Source organism: Bordetella genomosp. 7 (genome assembly GCF_002261415.1).
Taxonomy (GTDB): Bacteria; Pseudomonadota; Gammaproteobacteria; order Burkholderiales; family Burkholderiaceae_B; genus Bordetella_A.
This window is the reverse complement of the sequence record NZ_NEVI01000023.1, coordinates 458,077-479,230: the sequence shown is the minus strand read 5'-3', so window position 1 is coordinate 479,230 and position 21,154 is coordinate 458,077. Positions and strand designations below refer to the sequence as shown.

20 protein-coding genes are annotated in these 21,154 nt (G+C 64.5%); 7 read left to right on the top strand and 13 right to left on the bottom strand.

All coding sequences use genetic code 11. The features are described 5' to 3' along the window. Positions 1-38 precede the first annotated feature (38 nt). The 4 genes from CAL18_RS19170 to coxB form a co-directional block, all read right to left on the bottom strand. Entirely contained in the window at positions 39-263 is a 225-nt protein-coding gene (locus tag CAL18_RS19170) for a DUF2970 domain-containing protein (protein ID WP_026639929.1), read from the bottom strand. 10 nt (positions 264-273) lie between these two features. Then, complete coding sequence (locus tag CAL18_RS19795) at positions 274-387, bottom strand: cytochrome oxidase small assembly protein (protein ID WP_026639928.1); 114 nt, start codon at positions 385-387, stop codon at positions 274-276. Positions 388-411: 24 nt separating this feature from the next. Continuing rightward, a complete protein-coding gene (gene ctaD / locus CAL18_RS19165; protein WP_094797703.1) occupies positions 412-2,022 on the bottom strand; it encodes a cytochrome c oxidase subunit I in 1,611 nt (536 codons plus the stop codon). 94 nt (positions 2,023-2,116) lie between these two features. Next, positions 2,117-3,274, bottom strand: a complete 1,158-nt coding sequence (gene coxB, locus CAL18_RS19160; RefSeq protein WP_026639207.1) for a cytochrome c oxidase subunit II — start codon at positions 3,272-3,274, stop codon at positions 2,117-2,119. Positions 3,275-3,516: 242 nt separating this feature from the next. Here coxB and CAL18_RS19155 point away from each other — a divergent pair, with 242 nt between their 5' ends. After that, a complete protein-coding gene (locus CAL18_RS19155) occupies positions 3,517-4,347 on the top strand; it encodes an NUDIX hydrolase (protein WP_051423714.1) in 831 nt (276 codons plus the stop codon). Between the two features lie 31 nt (positions 4,348-4,378). Here CAL18_RS19155 and CAL18_RS19150 read toward each other — a convergent pair whose 3' ends face one another. From CAL18_RS19150 to CAL18_RS19135, 4 genes are all read right to left on the bottom strand, one after another. Continuing rightward, entirely contained in the window at positions 4,379-6,163 is a 1,785-nt protein-coding gene (locus tag CAL18_RS19150) for an IlvD/Edd family dehydratase (RefSeq protein WP_094818524.1), read from the bottom strand. Between the two features lie 72 nt (positions 6,164-6,235). Further along, the gene (locus CAL18_RS19145) at positions 6,236-7,255 is read right to left on the bottom strand and encodes a TRAP transporter substrate-binding protein (RefSeq protein WP_094818523.1); all 1,020 of its coding nucleotides are present in this window, start codon (positions 7,253-7,255) and stop codon (positions 6,236-6,238) included. A 48-nt stretch (positions 7,256-7,303) separates the two neighbouring features. Beyond that, on the bottom strand, positions 7,304-8,584 hold the full coding sequence (locus CAL18_RS19140; protein WP_094818522.1) for a TRAP transporter large permease: 1,281 nt from the start codon (positions 8,582-8,584) through the stop codon (positions 7,304-7,306). Between the two features lie 29 nt (positions 8,585-8,613). After that, a complete protein-coding gene (locus CAL18_RS19135) occupies positions 8,614-9,165 on the bottom strand; it encodes a TRAP transporter small permease (protein ID WP_026639212.1) in 552 nt (183 codons plus the stop codon). Between the two features lie 110 nt (positions 9,166-9,275). Here CAL18_RS19135 and CAL18_RS19130 point away from each other — a divergent pair, with 110 nt between their 5' ends. The 3 genes from CAL18_RS19130 to CAL18_RS19120 all read left to right on the top strand — a co-directional run bounded on the left by CAL18_RS19130 (position 9,276) and on the right by CAL18_RS19120 (position 11,984). Further along, entirely contained in the window at positions 9,276-10,304 is a 1,029-nt protein-coding gene (locus CAL18_RS19130) for a LacI family DNA-binding transcriptional regulator (protein WP_026639213.1), read from the top strand. Positions 10,305-10,455: 151 nt separating this feature from the next. Further along, positions 10,456-10,821 carry a hypothetical protein gene (locus CAL18_RS19125; RefSeq protein WP_141217790.1) on the top strand — a complete coding sequence of 122 codons (366 nt, stop codon included), beginning with the start codon at positions 10,456-10,458 and terminating at the stop codon, positions 10,819-10,821. Further along, positions 10,818-11,984, top strand: coding sequence for an FKBP-type peptidyl-prolyl cis-trans isomerase N-terminal domain-containing protein (locus CAL18_RS19120; protein WP_094818521.1), 1,167 nt, complete (start codon positions 10,818-10,820; stop codon positions 11,982-11,984). The genes CAL18_RS19125 and CAL18_RS19120 overlap by 4 nt, the downstream gene beginning before the upstream one ends. A 52-nt stretch (positions 11,985-12,036) precedes the next feature. On the opposite strand, the gene CAL18_RS19115 is transcribed toward CAL18_RS19120, so the two are convergent. Further along, positions 12,037-14,592 carry a cation:proton antiporter gene (locus CAL18_RS19115; protein WP_026639215.1) on the bottom strand — a complete coding sequence of 852 codons (2,556 nt, stop codon included), beginning with the start codon at positions 14,590-14,592 and terminating at the stop codon, positions 12,037-12,039. A gap of 168 nt (positions 14,593-14,760) precedes the next feature. Here CAL18_RS19115 and CAL18_RS19110 point away from each other — a divergent pair, with 168 nt between their 5' ends. After that, a complete protein-coding gene (locus tag CAL18_RS19110) occupies positions 14,761-15,582 on the top strand; it encodes a phosphodiesterase (protein ID WP_094818520.1) in 822 nt (273 codons plus the stop codon). 263 nt (positions 15,583-15,845) lie between these two features. On the opposite strand, the gene rpoH is transcribed toward CAL18_RS19110, so the two are convergent. Further along, positions 15,846-16,733, bottom strand: coding sequence for an RNA polymerase sigma factor RpoH (rpoH, locus tag CAL18_RS19105; protein ID WP_026639217.1), 888 nt, complete (start codon positions 16,731-16,733; stop codon positions 15,846-15,848). 303 nt (positions 16,734-17,036) lie between these two features. Between rpoH and CAL18_RS19100 the strand changes: the two genes are divergently transcribed. Further along, positions 17,037-17,303 (top strand): DUF1488 family protein, encoded by a 267-nt coding sequence (locus CAL18_RS19100; RefSeq protein ID WP_026639218.1) that lies wholly within the window; start codon positions 17,037-17,039, stop codon positions 17,301-17,303. A gap of 38 nt (positions 17,304-17,341) precedes the next feature. On the opposite strand, the gene CAL18_RS19095 is transcribed toward CAL18_RS19100, so the two are convergent. The 3 genes from CAL18_RS19095 to CAL18_RS19085 all read right to left on the bottom strand — a co-directional run bounded on the left by CAL18_RS19095 (position 17,342) and on the right by CAL18_RS19085 (position 20,100). Continuing rightward, positions 17,342-18,034 carry a hypothetical protein gene (locus CAL18_RS19095; RefSeq protein WP_170940393.1) on the bottom strand — a complete coding sequence of 231 codons (693 nt, stop codon included), beginning with the start codon at positions 18,032-18,034 and terminating at the stop codon, positions 17,342-17,344. 42 nt (positions 18,035-18,076) lie between these two features. Further along, positions 18,077-18,928: an S-formylglutathione hydrolase gene (gene fghA / locus CAL18_RS19090; protein ID WP_094818519.1), complete on the bottom strand. Its 852-nt coding sequence runs from the start codon at positions 18,926-18,928 to the stop codon at positions 18,077-18,079. 65 nt (positions 18,929-18,993) lie between these two features. After that, a complete protein-coding gene (locus CAL18_RS19085; protein WP_026639221.1) occupies positions 18,994-20,100 on the bottom strand; it encodes an S-(hydroxymethyl)glutathione dehydrogenase/class III alcohol dehydrogenase in 1,107 nt (368 codons plus the stop codon). A 192-nt stretch (positions 20,101-20,292) separates the two neighbouring features. Here CAL18_RS19085 and CAL18_RS19080 point away from each other — a divergent pair, with 192 nt between their 5' ends. Then, positions 20,293-21,027 carry a hypothetical protein gene (locus CAL18_RS19080; RefSeq protein ID WP_094797697.1) on the top strand — a complete coding sequence of 245 codons (735 nt, stop codon included), beginning with the start codon at positions 20,293-20,295 and terminating at the stop codon, positions 21,025-21,027. Positions 21,028-21,154: the final 127 nt, after the last annotated feature.

The window sequence follows — 21,154 nt, the reverse complement described above, 5'->3', positions numbered from 1 at the left end:
GTCTTCTCCCTGGTACTGATTTGTTGAAATGCTTGCTGCTACGACAGGCTGGCCACGGCCCAGCGCACGATCAAAACCAGCAGCGTCACAAATATTGCTCCGGCAAGCAGCCCCGCGATGATGAGGTGCACGGGGTTCAGCTTGCCGGCGTCTTCTTCGTAGCCCGCTCCGCGCCGCACGCCGAACATGCCCCACAGAACCGCCTTGAGCGTCTGCAGGAAGTTCATTTTGCGACGCGAAGCGTCGCGGATGTCGTGCGTCATGGCTTGTGCCCTACTTGGCCATGATGGCCGAACCGCGGAAGAACGTCCAGGCGAACACGGCAAGGACGATTGCCAGCAGTATCAGCCCGATGGTCTTGTTGCGGCGACGTTGTTCAGGAGTCATGGCTAACTTACTTTGTATCCCCGCTTACTTTACTTCCGGCGGAGTCTCAAAGGTATGGAACGGCGCGGGCGACGGCACGGTCCATTCCAGGCCTTCGGCGCCTTCCCAGGGCTTGGCAGCCGCGGGCGCACCCTTGCCACGGTAGCACTGCACCATGACATACAGGAACAGCAGCTGCGACAGCCCGAACCAGAACGCGCCGATGGTGGCCATCTGGTGGAAGGTGGTGAACTGCGCGGCGTAGTCGGCGTAGCGGCGCGGCATGCCGGCCAGCCCCAGGAAGTGCATGGGGAAGAACGTGATGTTGAACGAGATCAGGGTGGACCAGAAGTGCACTTTGCCCAGCTTCTCGTTGTACATGCGGCCCGTCCACTTGGGCACCCAGTAGTACGCGCCCGCGAACAGCGCGAACAGCGAGCCGGCTACCAGCACGTAGTGAAAGTGCGCGACCACGTAGTAGGTGTCGTGAACCTGGATGTCGATGGGGGCCACCGACAGGATCAGGCCGGTGAAGCCGCCCATGGTGAACACGAAGATGAAGCCCACCGAGAACAGCATGGGGGTTTCGAACGTCATGGAGCCGCGCCACATGGTGGCCACCCAGTTGAACACCTTCACCCCGGTGGGGATGGAGATCAGCATGGTGGCGTACATGAAGTACAGCTGGCCGGTGACGGGCATGCCGGTGGTGAACATGTGGTGCGCCCACACGATGAACGACAGCACCGCGATGGCCGAGGTGGCATACACCATGGACGCGTAGCCGAACAGCTTCTTGCGCGAGAACGCGGGCACGATGGCCGACACGATGCCGAAGGCCGGCAGGATCATGATGTAGACCTCGGGGTGCCCGAAGAACCAGAACACGTGCTGGTACAGCACCGGGTCGCCGCCGGCGGCCGCATTGAAGAAGCCGGTGCCGAAGTGGCGGTCGGTCAGCAGCATGGTGATGGCGGCGGCCAGCACGGGCATCACGGCGATCAGCAGGAAGGCGGTGATCAGCCAGGTCCAGCAGAACATCGGCATCTTCATCAGCGTCATGCCGGGAGCGCGCATGTTCAGGATGGTGACGATGACGTTGATCGCGCCCATGATGGACGAGGCGCCCATGATGTGCACGGCGAAGATGGCCAGGTCCATGCCCGGGCCCATCTGCGTGGACAGCGGAGCGTACAGCGTCCAGCCCGCGGCGGTGGCGCCGCCCGGCACGAAGAACGAAATCGTCAGCATGATGGCGGCCACGGGCAGCAGCCAGAAGCTGAAGTTGTTCATGCGCGCAAAGGCCATGTCGGACGCGCCGATCTGCATCGGGATCATCCAGTTGGCGAAGCCCACGAACGACGGCATGATCGCGCCGAACACCATGATGAGGCCGTGCATGGTGGTGAACTGGTTGAACAGTTCGGGACGGAAGAACTGCAGGCCCGGCTCGAAGAGCTCGGTGCGCAGCAGCAGGGCCAGCAAGCCGCCTTCAAGAAGCATGACGAACGAGAAGATGAGATACATCGTCCCGATGTCTTTGTGGTTGGTGGCAAATAGCCAACGACGCCAACCGGTGGGCGCGGCGTGGTGATCATCGTGCTCGTGACCGTGGCCGTGGCCAGGCGACACGTGGTCTACAGTGGCGCTGCTCATTATGGACTCCTTCCTGCTAATTGCCGGCCTCGGTCCAGGAGGCCGGCAGATGTCTCGTGACGGGTTCTGCTAACAGGGGATGGGGCTGGCGCGATCAGCGCGCCGCCACGACATCCTTGGGCTGTACCACGGGGTCTTCGCCCTTGCCTGCATTGCTCCAGGCATGGCGCGTATAAGTGATGACCGAGGCGATTTCTACGTCGTTGAGCTGCGGGCCGAAGGCGGCCATGGCCGTACCGGGCCGGCCGTGCAGCACGACGTCGATCTGGGGACCCTGCGGGCCCAGCACCGTTTTGTCGCCGTCAAGCGGAGGGAAAGATCCCGGCACGCCCTTGCCGTTGGCCTGGTGGCAAGCCACGCAGTTGGCGGCGTAGACCTTTTCGCCACGGGCGACCAGCTCTTCCTGGGTCCATTCCTTGGTGGGATCGTCGGCATTTGCCGCGAGCTTTTTCTTCTGCTCTTCGGCCCACTTGTCGTAGTCTTCCTGCGACTTGACTTCGACCACGATGGGCATGAAGGCGTGGTCCCGGCCACAGAGCTCGGCGCACTGGCCACGGTAGGTGCCGACTTTTTCGGCACGGAACCAGGCATCGCGCAGGAAACCGGGGATCGCGTCCTGCTTGACGCCGAAGTCGGGGATCATCCACGAGTGGATGACGTCCGCGGCGGTGAGCACGATGCGAACCTTCTTGTCGACCGGCACGACCAGGTTGTTGTCGACTTCCATCAGGTAGAACTCACCCTTGGGCTCGCGGCCTTCGATCTGCGCGCGGGGCGTGGAAAGGGTGGACAGGAAGCTGACGCCGGCAGCCGGGCCGTCGATGTATTCGTAGCCCCATTTCCATTGGTAGCCGGTGACCTTCACGGTCAGGTCGGCGCTGGAAGTGTCTTTCATGGCGACCACGGTCTTGGTGGCCGGCAGCGCCATGGCAATGACGATGATGAAGGGGATGACGGTCCAGGCGACTTCCACGCCCAGGTGCTCGTGGAAGGTGGCGGCCTTGTGCCCGCGCGACTTCCGGTGCGCCCAGATGGAATAGAACATGACCCCGAACACGCCAAGGAAGATCACGCCACAGATGATCAACAGCAGCCAATGCAGCCACATGATCTCGTGCGCGATCTGGGTCACGCCTTCGTGCAGGTTGAGCTGATTGACTTTCGGGCCGCCGGGCATGTCTTGTACCTGCGCGTTGGCGACACTGCTCGCAAGCAATGCACAGGCGCCCAGTATCCCTCTCCACTTCTTCATGCTTACCTCGAAACACGGCGCGAGCGTTTCCGTGGCCGCCTGCCGGCGATGACGGAATACACGCAATTTATTAGACGGCAGGCGCAAACCCGGCCTGCGGCCGGTCTACCCCACTCGAATCACAAAGAAACCGCAGAATTATAGCGGACGCGCAATTTAATGTAATTTGGCACTCTTGAACCTGGGCGCGATGCCCCCACTTTGCGCCGCCCGGAACGGGGCGCTGCACTAAAATCGCCGGAATGTTGACCCCTCCGCCCCCCGACGCACCCGCCCGCGTGGCTGCGCTCTACGCCCAATTGGCCGAGCGCGTGCAAGAACATCCGCCGGAATTGGCATCGCCCCTGTACGTGGCCGACCGCTGCTGCGGCTGGGCCACCCACGCAGCCTGCGATGCGCTAAGGCCGCTCGACCAGGTGCAAGTGCAGGCCGACGCGCTGCGCATCGGGTCCGGCCTGACGGCAGGGCCCCGACTGGACGCCCTGCTGGCCGACGTGGCGCTGGCCCTGCGCGACGCCGACTGCCTGCGCGGCTGGCGCAACGAATTGCTGGACGTGACTGCCGGCGACGAGAAACTGGGCGCGATCGAACGCGCCGCCGTGCGGCCGCTGGGCGTGCTGACCCGGGCGGTACACCTGAACGCCTGGACGCCGGATGGCCGGCTGTGGGTGGCCCGGCGCGCGCTCAGCAAATCCACCGACCCCGGCATGTGGGACACACTCGTGGGCGGGCTGGCAAGCAGCGGCGAAGACCTCGACCGGGCGCTGCTGCGCGAATGCGCCGAAGAGGCCGGCCTGGCGGCCGGGCTCCTGGCGCAGCGCTCGCCGCTGCGAACCATATTGCGCATGCACCGCCGGCTGCCCGAGGGCTATCAGGTGGAAGACCTGCTGACCAGCACCTGCGTGCTGCCCGAAGGCGCGCAACCGGCCAACCAGGATGGCGAGGTCATGGAAATCACCCACATTCCCGTCGATGAGGCCGTGCAGCGCATCGTGGCCGGCGAATTCACAGTGGAAGCGTCGCTGGTCATCCTGGAAGACATCATGCAACGCCGCGCCCTGGGAGAAATCTAGCAGTTCACTCCCAGGGAAACCGTGTGCGAGGCTAGTGCGAATGCCGCGGGTCGCCGCGGGTTTCAACGACCTTTAGATACAGCGTGGCCGGCTCCAGGCAGCCTCCGGTAGACAACTGCCCCACGAACTGGCGATAGATTTCCTGCCACGGCGTCTGAGAGGGCGGTATCGGCGCCGGCTGGGCGCTGGCCTTGCGCCGGGCCAGTTCTTCGTCGCTGACCATCAGGGTCACCGACCGCTGGTTCAGGTCCACACGCAGGCGATCGCCCGTCTGCAGTAGGCTCAGGCCGCCGCCCACGGCAGCCTCGGGCGACATGTTCAGGATGGACGGGCTGCCCGACGTCCCGCTCTGGCGGCCGTCGCCCAGGCAAGGCAGGGAGTCGACCCCGGCCTTGATAAGACGCGACGGCGGCGCCATGTTCACCACTTCGGCGCTGCCAGGGTATCCCACGGTGCCGCAGCCGCGGATGACCAGGATACAGTGCTCGTCGATATTCAACGACGGATCGTCGATACGGGCGTGGTAGTCCTCGGGGCCGTCAAAAACGATGGCGCGGGCCTCGAACGCGTTCTCATCGCCCGGGGTTTCCAGATACGAACGCTGGAATGCCTCGCCCACCACCGACATTTTCATGATCGCGCTGTCGAAGAAATTGCCCGACAGCACGATGAAGCCGGCGCGGTGCCGCAGCGGCGCGTCGCAACTGCGGATCACATCTCGGTTGTTCGTGACCGAGGCCGCGGCGATGTCGCCCATGGTGCGGCCCGAGACCGTCCTGCAGCCATCGTGCAGCCGGCCGGCCTTCTGCAATTCGTGCAGCACGGCCGGCACGCCGCCCGCGCGGTGAAAGCCTTCGCCCAGGTATTCTCCGGCCGGTACGCAGTTCACCAGCAGCGGCACGTCTTCGCCCAGGCGCTGCCAGTCGTCCAGCGTCAGGTCCACGCCCGCGTGGCGTGCAATGGCGATCAGGTGCGGCGGGCAGTTGCTGGACGCCCCAAGAGCCGACGCCACCACGATGGCGTTTTCAAAAGCTTCGCGCGTAAGAATGTGCGTGGGCCGTACGTCCTCGCGCACCAGGTCGCAGATGCGCATGCCGGTGGCATAGGCCATTTGTCCGCGCTCGCGATATGGCGCGGGTATGCTGGCGCACCCCGGCAGCGACATGCCCAGGGCCTCGGCCAGCGAGTTCATCGACAGCGCCGTGCCCATGGTGTTGCAATGCCCCACCGACGGCGAGGACGCCGTGGCCAGCTGCATGAAGCCTTCATAGTCGATCTTGCCCGCCGCCATCAGGTTGCGCGCGTGCCAGATGACGGTGCCCGAACCCACGCGCTGGCCGTCGTGCCAGCCGTCGAGCATGGGCCCGCCGGACAACACGATGGCGGGAATGTCTACCGTGGCGGCGGCCATCAGGCAGGCGGGCGTGGTCTTGTCGCACCCCGTGGTCAGCACCACGCCATCCAGCGGATAGCCGTGCAGGATCTCGACCAGGCCCAGATAGGCCAGGTTGCGGTCCAGCGCGGCCGTGGGGCGCCGCCCCTGTTCGGCCAGCGGATGAACGGGAAATTCCATGGGGATGCCGCCCGCGTCGCGTATGCCGGCCTTGACGCGTTCGGCCAGCTGCAGATGGTGGCGGTTGCAGGGCGCCAGGTCGTTGCCGGTCTGGGCGATGCCGATGATAGGCCGCCCCGACTGCAGCTCAGCGCGCGTAATGCCGGAGTTGAGGTAACGCTCGACATAAATGGCGGTCATGTCGGCGTGGGAAGGGTCGTCGAACCATTTCTGGCTGCGCAGTCTACGAGGCGTTTGGGACATGGCTTATCGCTACGATGCAACAGGGGATGCGATGCCGGGCCCACGCGGGCCCGGCGCTGGAACGCTCTGCGGTTACTGGCCGCGCGCCTTCTGGATTTCGTCCTGCAGTTCCTTGACCAGTTCGGGGCCGAGTTCCTGCGTGTACTTGTCGACCACCGGCTGCACTTTCTCGCGCATGCGCGCCACTTCGGCCTCGGACACCACGTTGATCTTCATGCCGTTCTGCTTGAGCGTCGCCATGGCCTTTTCGGAATCGGCACGGCTGTCTTTGCGTTCGAAGTCACGCGATGCGGCGGCGGCCTTGCGGATGAGTTCCTGTTCGTCCGGCGTCAGCGTATCCCACCACTTTTTCGATGCCAGCACCACCCACGGCGTGTACACATGCCGCGTGATGGTCAGGAAGGGTTGTACCTCGTAGAACTTGCTGCTCTGGATGGTGGTAACCGGGTTCTCCTGACCGTCGACGGTGCGGGTTTCCAGCGCGGTAAACAGTTCGGAGAACGGCATGGGTACGGCGTTGGCGCCCAGGGCATTGAACACGCCCAGGGCCACCTGGTTCTGCATCACGCGCAGCTTGATGCCTTGCAGGTCTTCGGCCTTGACCACGGGGTGCTTGGAATTGGTCAGGTTGCGAAAGCCGTTCTCCCAGTACACCAGGCCCACCAGGCCCTTGGCTTCCAGCATTTCCAGCAGGCGCTGGCCCAGCGGGCCGTCGAGCACGGCGTCGGCCTCCTTGTCGCTGTTGAACAGGAACGGCAGGTCGAACACGCCGAATTCCTTCACCATGGTGGCCAGCGGCGCGGTGGAGCCGACCATCATTTCCTGTACCCCGCCGACCAGCGCGTTCTGCATTTGCTCGTCGGACCCCAGGCTGGCCGAGCCGAACGTGCGCATCTTCATTTTTCCGTCGCTGAGCTTGGCCACTTCTTCGGCCAGGAAGCGCGCCGCGCGGCCCTGCACGCTGTCGTCATTCAGGCCGTAGCCGAACCGGATCAGCCGCGGCTTGATATCCTGCGCCGCGGCCGCCCCGGCCGCCGTGCACGATACCGCCACGGCCAGGGACAACAAAGTGTGTTTGAAAGTCTTGAACATGTGCTCCTCCTTGGTTTGCTGAATTGCGCCGGCAGCGGTCAGTGCCGTTCAGTACAGCCAGCGCGCGGGTACGGTGATCAGCTCCGGGAAGATCACCAAAATCACTATCAAGGCCGTGTACGCGGCCACATAACGCCAGACACCTTTGCAGATGGTCTCCATATTGATGCGCGCCACGCCGCAGACCACGTTCAACACCGTGCCTACCGGCGGGGTCAGGAGGCCCACGCAACCCACCATGACAAACATGACGCCGAAGTAGATCGGGTCGATGCCGGCCTTGGTGATCACCGGCATCAGCACGGGCGCCAGGATCAGGATAGTGGGCGTCAGGTCCATGACGGTGCCCACCAGGGTCAGCAGCACCATCAGGCAGAACATCAGCAGCTTGGGCTGGTCGAGTACCGGCGCCAGAAGATTGATCAGGTCCTGCGGCATGTCGGCCAGCGTGATCATGTATGACGACACCATCGCGGCGGCCACCAGGAACATCACCACTGCCGTGGTGCGCGCAGCGCTGGCAAACAGGGGACCCAGGTCGCGCACCGTGATCTCGCGATAGACGAACAGGCTGACCAGCAATGCGTACACCGCCGCCACCACGGCCGCTTCGGTGGGCGTGAATATGCCACCTCGCAGCCCGCCGATGATGATGACAGGCAGCATCAGCGCCCATATCGCCTCGCGCAGGGCCCGCAACCGCACGCCCCAGGGTTGCCTGGGGGCGGGCGCCAACGCGCCCTGGCGGCGCGCCACCCAGCTCCAGATTGCCACCAGGGTCAGCCCCATCATCAGCCCGGGCGCGATGCCGGCGAAGAACAGCTTGGTGATGGAGACGTTGGTTGCAACGCCGAAAATAATGAAGGAGATCGACGGAGGAATAATGGGCGCCACGATGCCGCCCGCCGCGATCAGCCCCGAGGCCTGTTCGGCGCTGTAGCCCTGGTTGCGCAGCATGGGAATCAATAGCGTGCCCAGCGCGGCGGCATCGGCCACGGCCGAGCCCGACAGCGCCGCCAGCAACACGCTGGCGAAAATGGCCACATAGCCCAACCCGCCACGGATATGGCCGACGAACATGCTGGCCAGATGCACGATGCGACGCGATATACCGCCGGCGTTCATGATTTCGCCCGCCAGCATGAACAGGGGCACGGCCATCAGCGTGAAACTGTTGGCGCCCGAAAGCATGTTCTGCGCAATGATCTGCGAATCGAAGAAGTTCAACTGAAACATCAAGGCGACCGCGCTGAGCAGCAGCGCGAACGCGATCGGCATGCCCAGGGCGATCAGCCCCAGCAGCACCACCAGGAATAGGGTGAGAATCATGATGTATGGAATAGAAGTCGAGGTGGCGCTTACACGGTCGTATCTTCGGCGGCGGCATCCAGCGGCGGATCGCCGCCCGCAAGCACGCGGACCAGGTCTACGATGACCAGCAGGCCCATGGCCACGGCCGCATACAGCACGGCTGCATCGAACACGGCCAGGGGCAGGCCGGTTACCGGCAGGCGCGTTCCGGTGCCGATGAGCGTCTGCGCCCAGCCGCCTTCGGCCATCAGCCACAACACCCAGAGCGTCAGCAACTGGCACACGACATGGACCAGCCTGCGCGCGCGCCGGCCGAAGCGCTGCACCAGCATGGTGACGCCGATGTGCTGGTGATCACGCATCGCCAGCACCGCCCCCAGGAAGATCAGCCACACGAACGCCAGCCGCGACAATTCGTCGGATGCGTTGATGCCAGAATTGAACAGGTAGCGCAGCGCAACGTTGCCGAACAGCAGCACCACCATGACTGCCAGACAGGCCACCATCAGCCAGGTCTGAAGCCGGCTGCAGGCATCGGCTGCGCGTGCCGGCCATCCGCGGGCGCCTTGGGGCGGGCGCTGCTGGGGAGCAGGCTTCATGATTTGTCTCCAGTTGATTTTTTTCAAACAGCGTGCGATGTTAGCGCTAACATCTGGCCACTGTAAACCCCTTGGGGCAGACTACGCCCTTTCTGTAAACGGATATTCAAATGTCGGCACGCAAGCCCCGCAGCACCCGCGGCGGCCGGGTCACCATGCAGCAGGTGGCGCGGCACGCGGGAGTCAGCGCCATTACGGTGTCGCGCGCCTTGCGCGCACCCCACAAGGTGGCGCCGGCGGTACGCGAACGGGTGCTGCAGATCTGCCACGAGCTGGGCTACGTGCCCAATCACGCAGCCAGCGCGCTGGCGTCGTCCCGTTCCCGCATTGTGGTGGCGCTTGTGCCGTCGCTGACGAACGTGGTGTTCCTGGACATCATCACCGGCATCAAAGAAACCCTGGACGCCCAGGGCTACCACCTGCTGGTGGGGGTTACGGGCTATTCGCTGGACTCGGAAGAAGCGCAGCTGCGCACTTATTTGCAGCATTCTCCCGACGGCGTCATCCTGACCGGCGTAGACCATACGCCCGGGGTATGGCAGTTGTTGCGCACCGCCGGCATGCCCACGGTGCACACGATTGAAACCCTGCCTTCCGATTCGGCCGAGCTCAGCGTGGGCTTCTCGCAGTTCGATTCCGGCCTGGCCGCATGCCGCCATCTGCTCGAACGCGGGTATCGCCGCATCGGCATCGTGGGCGCGCAGCTCGACCCGCGCTCGCTGCGGCGCTGCGACGGCGCGCGCCATGCATTGCGCGAAGCCGGGCTGCACGATCCGGCGCTTGAACTCATGACGCCGCAGAAGTCATCCATTGCGCTGGGCGCCGAACTGCTGGACCGTATCCTCGACCGCCATCCGGATTGCGACGGGCTGTTCTTCTGCAATGACGATCTTGCCCAGGGCGCTGTATTCCAGTGCGCCCGGCGCGGCGTGGCGGTGCCCCGGTCCATGGGCATCGTGGGTTTTCATGATTTCGCCGGCACTGCCTGGACGACTCCGCCGCTATCCACCATTGCCACCCCGCGCTATGAAATCGGCCTGACGGCCGCCTCGTTGTTGCTGCAACAGCTCGACGGGCAACCCCTGGCTCAACGGCACGTAGACCTGGGCTTTGAGCTGGTACAGCGCGAAACCACCTGATCCGTCTCACGCCGCGTGCAAGCCGGCGTCGCACGGTTGTCTGTCCGGCATCAAACCTTTTCGCGTTTCAGAAATAGCGGCAACGCCCGCGCAATGAAAGCCTCGACAATGCCCGCACTTCAGCAACATTCAAGTCAGGTACGAGGAATTTATGCGCATAGCTCCTGCTGCCATGGCCGTTCTGTCGATGGCCATGCTGCTTTCAGCCTGTGGCGCCGGCCCGTCTGCCGTCACCACGCAAAAGGCCGACAAGACCGCGCGCGAAGAACGGTGTTACCAGGAATTCGCGGCACTGAGAAAGCTTGATCCGGCTGCCTACGAACTCTACCGACAGCAGTTCCAGACCATCAACGACGGCTACGGCGTCTATAAAGACAACGAGCCCCTGGTCGACGGCAGTTCTTCCGAAGTCATGCTTACCGAAATCAACAAGGCGCTTTCGCTGGTTTGCGTACGCATCAAGAACGCCGTTTACTCCAACATGATGAATCGCGTTGACGCCCTGAGCACGCTATGAACAAGCATCTTGGCGCCGCGTTCTGCTGCGCACTATGGCTGGCTGGCGCCGGCCGGGCCGCAGCCCAGCCGCAGCCGTCGGCCGGCCTGCAGTTGCTGGACAGGCTCATCACCGAACAGATCGTGGACGGCGCCGCAACCAGCCTGCCCGTCCATACCTTAGCCACGCCGCCCGAAACGTGCGAGGCCACGCCGCCTCAGTGCGACACCGCCCAATCCGCCAAACTGATACAGCAGCTGGACGAAGCGCTACGCCAAAATGCCCTGCTGGCGCAACGCATCGAACAATTGCAGGCGCAGCCCGCAAGCCATGCCGATGGCGCGGCGGTCGGTACCGCGGCGGTCGATACCGCGGCGGCCGAACTCGCCACACTGCGGGCGCAGGTCGCTTCGCTGGCCGACAGCGAACGCGCGCACCAACAGAAAAGCGCCGCCCTGGCGGCTGAACGAGACCGGGCCGCGGCCGAACTCGCCGCCCTGAAAGGCAGGCTTGCCGATCCGCAGGCCGAGGCGACCCCCAAGGCCGCCACGGCAGGCCCCGCCTTTGTAATGGGCAAAGGCGCCTCCCAGGACGTCAAGGCAAGCTATGCGGTGGGCGCCTGGTACGGAGACAGCGTGCCGCAAGAAACCGAAAAATTCCGCTCGGTCGGCATGAAACTGGACGTGCGCGCGTTCACCCAGGGGTTTCACGACAAGATCCACAACCGCCTGCAGCTTGCGCAAGATGCGATCGCAGCGGAACTGGCCCGCATCGACCAGTCGCTCGGCAAGGCCATGCTGTCGAAGAACCAAAAAGAAAGCGCCGGCCTGCTCGAAAAAGCCGCCAAGGAAAAAGGCGCAGTCAAGACATCCGAAGGAGCGGTCTACCGGGTTATCGACCCCGGCAAGCCGCCAACGGCGCACGCGCGAAGCCAGGTGCTGCTTGAGCTTACCGAAGCACTGGGCACGGGCGAAGTGCTGGCCGACGCCGAAAAGGCCAGCAGCGCGGTGGACGATCTGCCGCCCCTGTTCCAGGCCATAGTAAAGAAGCTGGGGGTGGGCGGCTCGGCCCGCGTACACATACCGGGCGACCAGGTCTACGGCCAAGACGGCGTTCCCGGCGTGGTGCCGCCCGGCGCCGTGGTCGTGATGACCATCAAGGTGCTCGATATCAAGTCGCCCTGAGCATCATCACGCGCGCCGCCCGGCGCCTGTCGGGCCGGGCGCGCCTTTGCGTTCAGGCATCCGCCGGCGCGGGCCCGGGCAGTTCGCCCGCCGGACCGGGCGGCGCGGCCGCGCCGCCCCGCGAAAACTGCTCCCATACTTCAATGGCGCGCAAGCGTTGCCTGGCCACGGCCTGGATGCGTTCGCGCAGGTCGGCATCCCGTGCCAGCAACGCCTCGAAATCGCGCAACGACAGCATCAGCAGCTTGCTGTATCCCAGCGAGTGCACGTCCGGATTGACCTGCTGCTTTCCCAGCAGGGCCAGCTCGCCGATGAATTCGCCGCTACCCAGCTCTACCGTAGTGCCATCGGGCAAATGCACGGACACGGCGCCGGATGCAACGAAACACATTTCCTGCCCATGCCGCCCATGTGTCAACACCGGCTGGTCCGGTAGCGCCAGGCGCGGGCGCAGCAACCGGCTGATGGCGCGCAACGAATCGGGGCTCAACCCTTCGAACAGCGGCACACGGGTAATCAGCTCCGCCGCCCCCAGCTCCATATCCAGCGGCGGATGCCGCTCGATATGCCGCCAGCGGTCCTTCAACTGCTTCATCAGGTCTGCGTAGACTTCGCCGCTGATCAGCGATTGGTCGAGCATGTCTTGATAACGGATGCGCTCGAGTTCTCGCGCCGTGCGTCCCAGGTAGCTTTCCTGCAGCCACAGCGCGTACGACGGGTACTGCAGGTTCAGTGCCTGCAGCGCATGTTCGATCAGGTCCAGGCGCCGCTGGTGCGTGGCAATAATCTGATCGGCAGCCGCCTGGCCGAGCAATGGCCCGATCTGCTCGCGCGCAAAGACGATCAGGCGCTGCGCCACCGAACGCTTGGTCATCAGATTGGCAAAGCGCAGCGCCAATTCGTGCGCCAGCCAGCCCTGAAGCCCGAACATATAGTGCATGCGCAACGCCAGGCGAAACCCCCTGGAATACCGGATGTCGGCCTCGATACCCTGCTGAAAGCCCGCCAGGCCCCGATTGCGCACCGCATCTTCCAGGCGCTCGGAGCGCGCCAGCAAGGCCTCGGCCATGCGCCAGTCAACGATCTGCGCCTTGAGAATGTCGAAAAACAGCTCTTGCTCGCGCTGCGCCATGATGGTCAGCCCCACGGCCACGCGCTGCTCGTCGGTCATCTGGGCGATCTGCCCGTCGTGCACGCTGGTAAGGCTGGCATCGAACACCGCGTGGATGCGCTCGCCGACCTCGGGGCTGATGTGGTCGGTCTTGGCCAGTTCCGAGGTCTTGCCCTGCAGATCTTCCAGCGCCACCACCAGCGCCTGGTTGCGGATGGCGCGCTCGATGGGCGACAGCTGATTCAGGCCCAGCACGCGGATCAGCGGACGCAGGGTCATGCCGTTGATGAACAAGGTCGACAATACATAGCCCGTTGTCACCACGGCGATGAACTGGCGCGCGGCTTCCGGCACTGCGTCCTGCTCGGTGACCGCCAGGGCCAAAGCCAGCGACACCGCGCCCCGCAATCCCCCCCACAGCATCACCGTCTTGTACGGCGTGCTGACTTTGGTGCCCAGCGGCGTGAGCCCCAGCAAAGGCAACAGCCCGAACACCACAATGGCGCGCGCCGCCAGCGTCACCACAAACACGACGGCCACCATCAGCAGTTCTTCCGGTTCGGCCGCCGCCATCAACTTGGGCACCAGCATGGCCGCAAACAGGAAGATCAGCGAGTTGGCCCAGAAGCCGAATTGCCCCCAGGAGCTCGCCAGGTGTTCGAAGGTAATGGGCGACATGCGGGTACGCCCCGTGGACCCCACCACCAACCCGGCAATGACCGTAGCCACCACGCCCGACACGCCCAGATAGTGCTCAGAGATAAAGAATGACAGGTAGGCCAGCGTCAGTGTCAGCGTGATCTCGGCCGTGGGAAACCCCCGCAGCCATGCAAACAGGAAGCACGCGCCGCGGCCCATCACAAAACCCGCCAGCCCGCCGCCCACGAAGTGATAGACAAAGTCGTTGAATACCCCGCTTACGCTCAGTGTGCCCTGGCCGCCCAGCACGGCCAGCAGCACGGAATACAGCGCGATGGAAGCGGCGTCGTTGAACAGGCTTTCGCCTTCGACCAGCGTGGTCAGGCGCCGGGGCGCGCCTACCTCGCGGAAGATGCCCACCACGGCAACCGGATCGGTGGTGGCGACGATGGCGCCCAGCAGCAGGCAGACGACCAGCCCGTGCGACGACACGGCGCTGACCGCAAAACCCACCACCACCGTGCACACCACCACGGCCACGACGGCCATCATCAAGATAGGCCCGATGTCGTCGAGCAGCCGCCGTACGTTCATGGCCAGCGCGGTTTCGAACAGCAGCACCGGCAGGAACACCATCAGGAAGGTTTCCGACGAAATCTCGAAGTATTCGATCGTATCCAGCAGATCGCCCAGCATGGGCGGCGCCCACCCGTGCACATGCACCAGGACGCCCAGCAGACAGCCCACGATGGCCAGCAGGACTGAATAGGGAAGCTTGACGCGACCGGCCAGCGGCGGCATAAAACACACCAGCGTCAACAGGCCGGACAGGCCGAATACGATCAGACCGATATCCATGAACGCGTCGGAAAATGCACATACATGAGGTATCGCAAGAATAGCGTTTTTTATCCGTGCAGCCTGCGCGGCTTCCACGTTTCGTTACGCCTCGCCAGGCCAGCCGTACCCGACGCCCATGCTTTTTGGGTAAGGTACTGACGTTCCGAACACGCAGGGGAGAGCCTTTTGCCGGCCTCGACTTCCAGCGCCGGCCGCGCCGACGCGCCTACCTTATTGGTGCAGATTACTGACACCCATCTGCTGGCCGAGCCAGACAGCATCATGTGCCAGGTCAACACCGACGCCAGCCTGCGCGCGGTGCTGGACCTGGTGCGCGGCAACGGGCACCGGCCCGACCTGCTGCTGGCCACCGGCGACCTGTCTCAGGATGGTTCCCCCGCCTCGTACCAGCGCCTGCGAGAACTGCTCGAACAGAACGACTGGCCGGTACGCTGCCTGCCCGGCAACCACGACAATCCGCTCACGCTGCGCCACAGCCTGGGGCTGTGGACCCAGCCCGTCACCGACATAGGCGCCTGGCGCATCATTCTGCTTGATTCCACGGTGTCGGGCTCGGATGCGGGGCATATCGATGACGCGCAATTCGATTTACTCGAGCGCGCGGTCGCGCTGGCGGGCGACCGCCACATCCTGGTGGCGCTGCATCACAATCCCGTGCAGATGGACAGCAAGTGGCACGACACCATGATGGTGGACAATGCCGCCGAGCTTTTCCAGCGCCTGGCCGCATTGCCTCGCACGCGCGTGCTGTTGTGGGGGCACGTTCACCAGGCCTTTGATCGGCGCCGGCACCATCTGCGCATGCTGGCCAGCCCGTCCACGTGTTTCCAGTTCGCCATACGCGAAGGGCAGCACGTGCTGGACGACGCTCCCCCCGGCTACCGGTGGCTGAAGCTGTATCGCGACGGCTCGCTCGCCACGGGCGTGCGGCGCCTGGACCCAGGCGCCTGGCAGCAATTGCGCCGGGCAGCGCTCAACCTGGCATAAACGGCAGCCACGCCGGCATATCGGATACGCGCGGTTTGCGCGCAAAAAAAAGGGGCACCGATATGCGAGGTGCCCCTGACAAGCATCCGTTTCATGGGGAGGGGAAAGAGGAGAAGCCGAAACGGACGCAAGACTGCCAAACCGGAAACCGGTAACGCGGTCTACATGCATTTAGGCTTGCCGGGAGGCTTAAGGTTCCCGCCATGGAAGATCACGCCGCGCGAATTTGAATCAACTTGTATCTTCGCGCGGCGCAAGGAAGATCAGGCGGGCGCCAGCGCGCCGCGCATCTTTTTCAAGGCCGCGGATTCAATCTGGCGGATGCGCTCGGCCGACACGCCGAATTCGTCGGCCAGCTCTTGCAGCGTCGTGCCACCGTCGTCTTGCAGCCAGCGCGCTTCGATGATGCGTCGCGAGCGCGCATCAAGCGCTTGCAATGCATGCGCCAGGCCGGCGCCCTGCAGTTCGTCGTGTTCGCGGCGATCGAGCACGCGCGTGGGTTCCTGGCGGCCTTCGTCCGACAGATACGAGATGGGAGCGTAGCCTTCTTCGTCGTCGTCTTGCTTTTCAAGCGACAGATCGCGCCCGGACAGACGGACTTCCATTTCGCTGACATCTTCGCGCCGCACGTTCAATTCTTCGGCGATGCGGTCGACCTGTTCGGGGTCGAGTGTCTGGCCATCGGGGCGCATGCTGCGCAGGTTGAAAAACAGCTTGCGCTGGGCCTTGGTGGTTGCCACCTTCACCATGCGCCAGTTGCGGATGATGAACTCGTGGATTTCGGCCTTGATCCAGTGCACGGCGAACGACACCAGGCGCACCCCGCGCTCGGGGTCGAAACGCTTGACGGCCTTCATCAGGCCCACGTTGCCTTCCTGGATGAGGTCGGCGTGGGGCAGGCCATAGCCCAGGTATTGGCGCGCCACCGAAACGACCAGCCGCAGGTGCGACAGCACCAGCTCGCGGGCGGCATCCAGATCGTCGTGGTCGCGCAGGCGGCGGCCCAGTTCGGTTTCGCGTTCGGCCGTCAGCACCGGCAGGCGATTGACGGCCGAGATATAGGCTTCGATAGTGCCAAGCGAGCCTGGATTGGCGATGGCCAACGCCAGGGCGTTGCCGGACAGGGCCAACGAACTGCTGGGTTGTTTCATGTTGGCGGTCTCCAGGAAATTGACGGGCGACTATACAAGGATTTGATGTTAGCACTCTCGTGTTGTGAGTGCTAATTGGACAGCTGACATACATCAGAGTTCCGGCTGTTTCGGGCCGATCTGGTGCGTCCCCAATAAATTCATCCTCTGCAAGCCAAGCGGCTATGGTACCGGCCAGCAAGGCTCGATCCCGTCCGGACGCTCGCCGTGCGCTCCGCGCCCAGGAAGGAATGCGTGGGGCGGCACGCGGTTTGCCGGGCACAGGGCCCGGGGCCTGGTTCCCCGCCTATGTCAGGAGGTCGCATGAGTGCATTTGCCAAAGCCACCAATGCCCGGGTGCAGGGTGACGATGTGGTATTTGAACTGGAAACTGACGGGGTGACTCGCCCCTTTGAAATTTCCGGAGACGCCCTGAGGCGCTATTTTGGGGCAACCGACGGCACCGGCAGCGAATTACTGCGGGCCTTCGATGCCGCCGAAGACCAGATCCGGACGCTGGCCAAGAAAACCCAATGGGTGCCGGCCGACGGCACGATCAAATTGGGCGCGGGCGATTTCGACGACGAATAGCGCGCAACGCCGCAACGGGCCGGGCGCGGGCGGGCAGGCTACCACCCGGCCTGCCGCAGGGCATCTTCGGTAGCCTGCCCGTCGGGCCGGATGACAATCGCGCCGCGTGGGTCCATGAAGACCTGGTAGCGCGCGCCGTCTATCATGGGCATATAGGCCGCGCTGCCGTATTCGACGTCAATGAAGGGCAGCCAGTTGGGAAACACGCGCTTCAGCGCGGCCAGGTCCGGTACGGGCCAGTCGTGCAGTGCGTGTACGGTGCGCGGCTCGCTGCGTTCGCGTTCAATGTCGCGGTAGCGCCCCGAGATCCGGTCGAACGCATACAGGGGCGGCACGCCGGCCAGCAGCGCGGGCAGGCGCCAGCGCACCACCTTGCCATCGATCTGCCACTGGTCGCCGGCCAGCGGGTATTCGCGCGCGGCGGCATCCGGCGGCGCATGCGCGGTAAGCAGAAACCGGCCTGGGGCCTGCTCGTGGATCTGCACCCGCGCCACCGGCGTGTCGGTAGTCAGCCGCAGAAACTGCGTCAGCGTCAGCGCCAGCAGGGCCGACACGACCGCCAATGCGAGCAGCAATGCGCCAAACAGCCGCCGAACCGGGCGCAGGCGGAACATGCGCCGTCCATGGGCGTCCCGCGGGCCGCCCCGCCCGAACAACAGCACCATGCCCGGCACCGACACCAGCAGCGCCGCCAGGGCCATCCAGACAAAAGGGGCAAAGCCGTTGATCACGTGGGAGTCCCGGCGGGTCGAGCGGCCTGGGGCCGCCGTGCCCTATATAAGTTGGTCGGCGTGAAAACGCAGATGGTCCTGCATAAACGTGGATATAAAGTAGTAGCCATGGTCGTAGTCGGCATGGCGGCGCAGCGTCAGCGGCTGGCCAGCCTTCTGGCAGGCCAGCTCGAAGGCTTCCGGATACAGCTGCTCGGCCAGGAACGAGTCGGCCAGCCCCTGGTCGATCAAAATGCCCTGCGGAAAGGGCGGGCGTTCGGCTCGGGCCATGAGTTCGCTGGCGTCGTACTGTTTCCAGGCCTGGGTGTCCGGCCCCAGGTAGCCGCCGAAAGCCTTGCGCCCCCAGGGGCAACGCGTGGGCGCGGCGATGGGCGCGAACGCGGATACCGACCTGAATTTATCCGGATGGCGCAACGCCAGCACCAAGGCGCCGTGGCCGCCCATCGAGTGGCCGAAAATACCCGTGCGCCCGGCGTCGCCAGGCAGTTGGGCGGTCACGATGCCGTACAGCTCGTCGGCCACATAGCTTTCCATGCGGTAATGGGTGCGCCAGGGCTCTGCGGTGGCGTCCAGGTAAAACCCCGCGCCGGTGCCGAAGTCCCAGTCCTGGTCTTCGCCGGGAATGCCCGCGCCACGCGGGCTGGTGTCCGGCGCGACCAGCATGAATCCGTGCTCGGCGGCCAGCCGCTGGGCGCCGCCCTTGATCATGAACGTTTCTTCGGTGCAGGTCAGCCCGGCCAGGTAGAACAGCACCGGCACCCGCTCCTGCTCGGCCTGGGCGGGCAGGAACACCGAGAACCGCATCGGCAGGCCGATCTGCGCCGACGCATGCCGGTAGTAGCGTTGCCACCCACCGAAACAACGATGCTGCGAAATCAGTTCCAGTTCTGCCATGTAGTACCTCTTGTAAACCGTGGCCGCCCTGCCGGGCAGACGCCGGGCAGGGCGGCGGCGCCGCCTTAGTAAAGCACCACCGAGCGAATCGACTCGCCGCGCTTCATCAGGTCGAAGCCTTCGTTGATGCGCTCAAGCGGCAACGTGTGGGTGATCAGGTCGTCGATGTTGATCTTGCCTTCCATGTACCAGTCGACAATCTTGGGCACGTCGGTGCGGCCCCTGGCGCCACCGAAGGCCGAGCCCTTCCATTCACGGCCCGTGACCAGCTGGAAGGGGCGCGTGCTGATTTCGGCGCCGGCCTCGGCCACGCCGATGATCACGGACTGGCCCCACCCTTTGTGACAGCATTCCAGGGCCTGGCGCATGACTTCGGTATTGCCGATGCACTCGAACGAGTAATCGGCGCCGCCGTCGGTCAATTGGATGATGTGGTCGACGACGTTCTCGACTTCCTTGGGGTTGACGAAGTGCGTCATGCCGAACTTGCGCGCCATGGCTTCGCGCTGCGGGTTCACATCCACGCCGATGATCTTGTCGGCGCCAACCATCTTGGCGCCCTGGATCACGTTCAGGCCGATGCCGCCCAGGCCGAATACCACCACGTTGGCGCCCGCCTCGACTTTGGCCGTGTACACCACCGCGCCCACGCCGGTGGTCACGCCGCAGCCGATGTAGCAGATCTTGTCGAAGGGCGCGTCTTCGCGCACCTTGGCCACGGCGATCTCCGGCACCACGATGTGGTTGGCGAAGGTCGATGTCCCCATGTAGTGAAACAGCGGCTTGCCGCCAAGCGAAAAGCGGGACGTCGAATCGGGCATCAGCCCCTTGCCCTGGGTGGCGCGGATCGCCTGGCAAAGATTGGTCTTGCGGGACAGGCAGAACTTGCACTGCCGGCATTCCGGTGTGTATAGGGGAATGACATGGTCTCCCTTTTTCAGGGACGTAACTCCGGCGCCCACATCGACCACTACGCCCGCCCCTTCGTGGCCCAGGATGGCCGGAAAGATGCCTTCGGGGTCGGCTCCTGAAAGGGTGTAGTAATCGGTATGGCAGATGCCCGTGGCCTTGACTTCGATCAGTACTTCGCCAGCACGCGGGCCTTCAAGATCGACCTCTTCGATGGTCAGCGGGGCTCCGGCTTTCCAGGCGACGGCTGCTTTGGTCTTCATGCGTGCTCCTGTTCAAGAAATATGTGCGGCTATGGCATTTCAACGCCCGATGTTAACCTGCATGAGCGCGGTGGGCATGCCCGCCCTGCAAGCGTGCCACTCTTGTGGCTTGACCCCTCGACGGTTATGGCACTATTTATATATAGTTGATCGCCCTTAACGTTCTTTCGGCCGCGCACGCCTTTTACCCTTATGGCCCGTCTGCCCCGTTTGTACGCCCCCGGGCTGCCCCAGCTGGTGCAGGCCAACTTCGTCCAGCCGTTGGCCGCGCCATCGCAGCCCACGCCGCAAGACGTACTGAACCAGCTTGCCTCCTGGCTGGGCGATTCTGCCCAGCGGCATCGCGTCGCCGTGCATGGCTGGGTGCTGGCCAACGACCGCATCCTGTTGCTGGCCACGCCGGCCGATGAAGAAGGCCTGCCACGCCTGATGCAGACCCTGGGCCGCAACCTGGCGGCCCGGCTGCGCGGCGGGCGCGTGTTCGCCGGCCGCTACCGCTCGGCGCTGGTGGAACCCGGCGCATGGGTATTGCCGGCGCTGGTCTGGCTGGAAACCTACCCCGTGCGCAGCGGCATCGCACACGATCCGGATTCCTGGCCATGGTCGTCGGCCGGCAGTCACACGGGCAATACCACCCCCGCCACGCCACCTTCGCCCTGGCAGTCCGACCACGCCGACTACTGGGCATGCGGCAACACGCCTTTCGATCGCCAGGCCAATTACCGGCATCGCCTTCAGGAAGGCCTGTCGCGGGACCAAAGCCAACGTATCGACCAGGCCGTATCGGGCCAGTGGGCATTGGGCGGGCCGGACTTCATCGCCAGCCTGGCACATACGGCGAGCCGCCGCGTGGCGCCGGGCCAGCGCGGCCGTCCCCGCAAGACACCCGCCCCGGCCGCGCACGACACCCCCGGCGACACTGCCTGACCGCCGCCATCGCCCGCCTACCGGCAACGCCAAGTCGCGGCGCGACCACATTTATTTGGTGACGCAACACCCTTTTGCCCACCCGATGCGGCCCGCGTGTCCGTCCTGGCTGCATTCGCCATCTGAA

Excerpts from the sequence above, each read along its gene's own strand:
- CAL18_RS19120 (WP_094818521.1), top strand. The coding sequence starts at position 10,818 with ATGAACAAGCATCTTGGCGCCGCGTTCTGCTGCGCACTATGGCTGGCT.
- CAL18_RS19155 (WP_051423714.1), top strand. The coding sequence starts at position 3,517 with ATGTTGACCCCTCCGCCCCCCGACGCACCCGCCCGCGTGGCTGCGCTC.
- CAL18_RS19085 (WP_026639221.1), bottom strand. The coding sequence starts at position 20,100 with ATGAAGACCAAAGCAGCCGTCGCCTGGAAAGCCGGAGCCCCGCTGACC.
- CAL18_RS19795 (WP_026639928.1), bottom strand. The coding sequence starts at position 387 with ATGACTCCTGAACAACGTCGCCGCAACAAGACCATCGGGCTGATACTG.
- CAL18_RS19145 (WP_094818523.1), bottom strand. The coding sequence starts at position 7,255 with ATGTTCAAGACTTTCAAACACACTTTGTTGTCCCTGGCCGTGGCGGTA.
- CAL18_RS19080 (WP_094797697.1), top strand. The coding sequence starts at position 20,293 with ATGGCCCGTCTGCCCCGTTTGTACGCCCCCGGGCTGCCCCAGCTGGTG.
- CAL18_RS19135 (WP_026639212.1), bottom strand. The coding sequence starts at position 9,165 with ATGAAGCCTGCTCCCCAGCAGCGCCCGCCCCAAGGCGCCCGCGGATGG.
- CAL18_RS19150 (WP_094818524.1), bottom strand. The coding sequence starts at position 6,163 with ATGTCCCAAACGCCTCGTAGACTGCGCAGCCAGAAATGGTTCGACGAC.
- CAL18_RS19125 (WP_141217790.1), top strand. The coding sequence starts at position 10,456 with ATGCGCATAGCTCCTGCTGCCATGGCCGTTCTGTCGATGGCCATGCTG.
- CAL18_RS19170 (WP_026639929.1), bottom strand. The coding sequence starts at position 263 with ATGACGCACGACATCCGCGACGCTTCGCGTCGCAAAATGAACTTCCTG.
- ctaD (WP_094797703.1), bottom strand. The coding sequence starts at position 2,022 with ATGAGCAGCGCCACTGTAGACCACGTGTCGCCTGGCCACGGCCACGGT.
- CAL18_RS19115 (WP_026639215.1), bottom strand. The coding sequence starts at position 14,592 with ATGGATATCGGTCTGATCGTATTCGGCCTGTCCGGCCTGTTGACGCTG.
- CAL18_RS19100 (WP_026639218.1), top strand. The coding sequence starts at position 17,037 with ATGAGTGCATTTGCCAAAGCCACCAATGCCCGGGTGCAGGGTGACGAT.
- rpoH (WP_026639217.1), bottom strand. The coding sequence starts at position 16,733 with ATGAAACAACCCAGCAGTTCGTTGGCCCTGTCCGGCAACGCCCTGGCG.
- coxB (WP_026639207.1), bottom strand. The coding sequence starts at position 3,274 with ATGAAGAAGTGGAGAGGGATACTGGGCGCCTGTGCATTGCTTGCGAGC.
- CAL18_RS19130 (WP_026639213.1), top strand. The coding sequence starts at position 9,276 with ATGTCGGCACGCAAGCCCCGCAGCACCCGCGGCGGCCGGGTCACCATG.
- CAL18_RS19140 (WP_094818522.1), bottom strand. The coding sequence starts at position 8,584 with ATGATTCTCACCCTATTCCTGGTGGTGCTGCTGGGGCTGATCGCCCTG.
- fghA (WP_094818519.1), bottom strand. The coding sequence starts at position 18,928 with ATGGCAGAACTGGAACTGATTTCGCAGCATCGTTGTTTCGGTGGGTGG.